The organism is Romboutsia sp., assembly GCF_051659545.1.
Classification (GTDB): domain Bacteria; phylum Bacillota; class Clostridia; order Peptostreptococcales; family Peptostreptococcaceae; genus JBOFOR01.
The window spans coordinates 1-2,840 of record NZ_JBOFOR010000329.1; the positions used below are offsets into that span (position 1 = coordinate 1).

General features: G+C 31.3%; 4 protein-coding genes. 1 reads left to right on the plus strand and 3 read right to left on the minus strand.

What is annotated here, in order from left to right:
* The 3 genes from ACRC03_RS19405 to ACRC03_RS19415 all read right to left on the minus strand — a co-directional run.
* Positions 1–771: phytoene desaturase family protein (locus tag ACRC03_RS19405; RefSeq protein WP_438654260.1), on the minus strand; the 771-nt coding region annotated here is incomplete at its 3' end.
* Positions 772–790: 19 nt separating this feature from the next.
* Complete coding sequence (locus ACRC03_RS19410) at positions 791–1,636, minus strand: SDR family NAD(P)-dependent oxidoreductase (protein WP_438654261.1); 846 nt, start codon at positions 1,634–1,636, stop codon at positions 791–793.
* Between the two features lie 76 nt (positions 1,637–1,712).
* Positions 1,713–2,159, minus strand: a complete 447-nt coding sequence (locus ACRC03_RS19415) for a nuclear transport factor 2 family protein (RefSeq protein WP_438654262.1) — start codon at positions 2,157–2,159, stop codon at positions 1,713–1,715.
* Between the two features lie 374 nt (positions 2,160–2,533).
* On the opposite strand from ACRC03_RS19415, the gene ACRC03_RS19420 reads away from it, so the two are divergent.
* On the plus strand, positions 2,534–2,840 hold a 307-nt coding region (locus ACRC03_RS19420; RefSeq protein WP_438654263.1), incomplete at its 3' end, for a TDE2712 family protein.

Here is a 2,840-nt window from a genome sequence, read left to right on the forward strand (position 1 = left end):
TTTTTTATTTTTTAAATCTATGTTGCATATTTCAGTATTCTTTTTTATCTCACCTTTATTTTCAATAATAAAGTCTTGAAGCTTATGCATAAATACTCCTGTACCACCCTTTGGATACCTATAGTCTAAGTAAAGACTAAAATAACTTAACGCAAAAAAGCTTGGAGTATTGGTAAAAAAGGATTGTGATATCATATCTCTTAGAGCTTGACTATCCGTAAAATTCTTTAAATATTCTTCAACTGGCACGTTTAATTTATTTATTTTAGGTAGTTTACCTAAAAGTTTAATAAACCATGGAAGGATCGTTTTTAATAAATATTCTTTATCCTCTTTATTCTCTACAAACAAGGGATGCTCTATTCCATATAATATATCCATACACTCCATGATATTTTTTATCTCTTCAATTATTTTGTCTATGTCCTTAACATTATCTGGAAAAGCATTAATCAGTAGTTTTTTATAATCCTCTAAATTCTCTTTAGATTTAATCTTTATAACTTCCTCTTCAATACCTAAGGAAACAACATTCTCCAAAAACTCTATATCTATGCCTAATTGCCTAACCATTGGCTTTATTACACCTGAATCTTCAATAGCTCGTATCCCACCATCAAAGGTAAAACCCTTATATTCAAAGGAATTTACAAGCCCACCAACTTTAGCTTCTTTTTCACATAATAATACTTTTTTGCAAGCTCTAGATAAATACGCAGCTGCTGTTAGCCCTGCACTTCCACCACCTACTACAATAACATCATAATCCATAATACTCATCCTTTATAATTTATTCCTTTAACCCTACTAAATTCATGCTCAGATTATAAACTTCCTTTTGATAATTACTATCTAGTATATGTTTTGCTGGTAATTCTTCTGTAGTTAGATAGAAAAACTTCCCACTTACTCCTTCTACCTCTGGATCTGCTGCAAAATAATATAATGACTCTCCAGACATTTTAGGGTCCTTAAAGATTTTGTGAACAATATATTTTGAACTCAATCTATAAAGGGCTCTATTATTATTTCCTATATTGGTTCTTACCTCACCTGGATGTATTGCGTTTATAGTAACATCTGAATCTTTTAGACTATCTGATAACTCCCTAACCGTTAGTAGTTGAGCACTTTTTGATGCTCCATATCCTCTAAGTCCTGTATATATTCTTTTCCTCCAATGAATGTCATTAGTATCTAATCCATTGAATCTATGTCCTTCTGAATTGACTTGAATTATCCTAGCCTTCCCACTTTCCTTTAGTCTTGGAAGAAGTAATTTAGTAAATAAAAATGGTGATAAATGATTTACTATAAACACCATTTCAAAACCATCTTCTGTATGTTGTTTACTAGTTGAATACATCCCTATGTTGTTTATCAAAACATCAATTTTAGGATAATTACTTAATATAGTTTGTGCAGCTCTACGTACTTGTATAAGTGAACTAAAGTCAGCAATAACAATATCTATTGAAACATCATGTTTTGCAAGAGTTTCCGCCTTAACTCTTAAAGCTTTTTCTTCATTTCTACAAACCATTACAATATTAGCTCCACCCTTTGCAAGCTGTTTTAAGGTTTCTAATCCAATTCCAGATGTAGTTCCTGTAATGACACAAGTTTTACCTTTCATGTTTTTATCACTAATCTTATGAGGAAGCTTACCATTTGGTATAAATGCTAATTCCTCTGGCCATTATCTTCACCTCTTATCCAAAATATTTGTGCATAAATTTTCTATACGCTTTACCAAACTTAGGGATACCATTAAATATATCTCCCCATATGTCATAATAATCCCTTTGCTCTATTATTCTTCCATCTTCATGAAGTGTCAGCCTTGTAGCTCCAAAAATAGGTGTATCTGGTGATTTTCTAAAAGACATGGTCATTTTCCATTCCATGGTTATAACATTAGAATGTTGCACTACATTAGTTAAGTCCATTCTTAAGCTCTTGCATCTATTTGTCAGCCTATCACACATAGCCATAAAGTTTTCTTTTCCTTCAATTCTTTGAATGCAGTCTTGAAATACTATTTGGTCATGATAATAAGGAAATATATGAGACCAATCAGGCTTGCCATCTGTATTGTAAGTTTTTACCCACATAACCTTTACGGTATCCGCGTCAAGCTTGAAATTACCATTATCCATTACTCTGTACCTCACTTTTAAAATTTTATCCCTCATAAAAATTCATATGTGTGTGTTATCCAATTTATACTGCTTAAGTGATAACAATCAATAATAATAAAACCTACAACAATTAGATAGACACACTAAAATAAGATGCAACCTTTTGATTGCATCTTACTTGCCTTGCTACTTTTGATGAACTTATGCAAAAAAACAAAGACGATTATCAGCTGCATATTCTTGATTTTGTGCTATACTTGTACTATGCTAGAACTTTCAAAACGGTATAATATACCAATTCAAGGGGCTATTGGGGACAAAAACTAAAGGTTAATTTAAGCGGAGAGTAGTTCTACTATAAAAATTTTAATATACAAGAGGGGGATTTTAACTTGGCTAAAATTATAATTAAAAATGAAATTTTAGAAATGATGCTTTATGTTTGGGATTCAATACATCAAAGGGAAAAGATAGCAGATTCATTCTTCATTGGACTATCGAATCAAGAAGATATGAAATGTCTATATGGTGAAGACTTCACAAAAGACTCTGTAAGAAAAGTGCTTTCAGCAATATCAAACAGAGAGATTCTAAATGCACCAACAAAAAAGGAAAGTAGATATTGGAATAAAAATATGTGGATGCTTGAAGATTTGAATTTTACAAATATGATGGTAGCACCAGTAAAGCATCTTAATT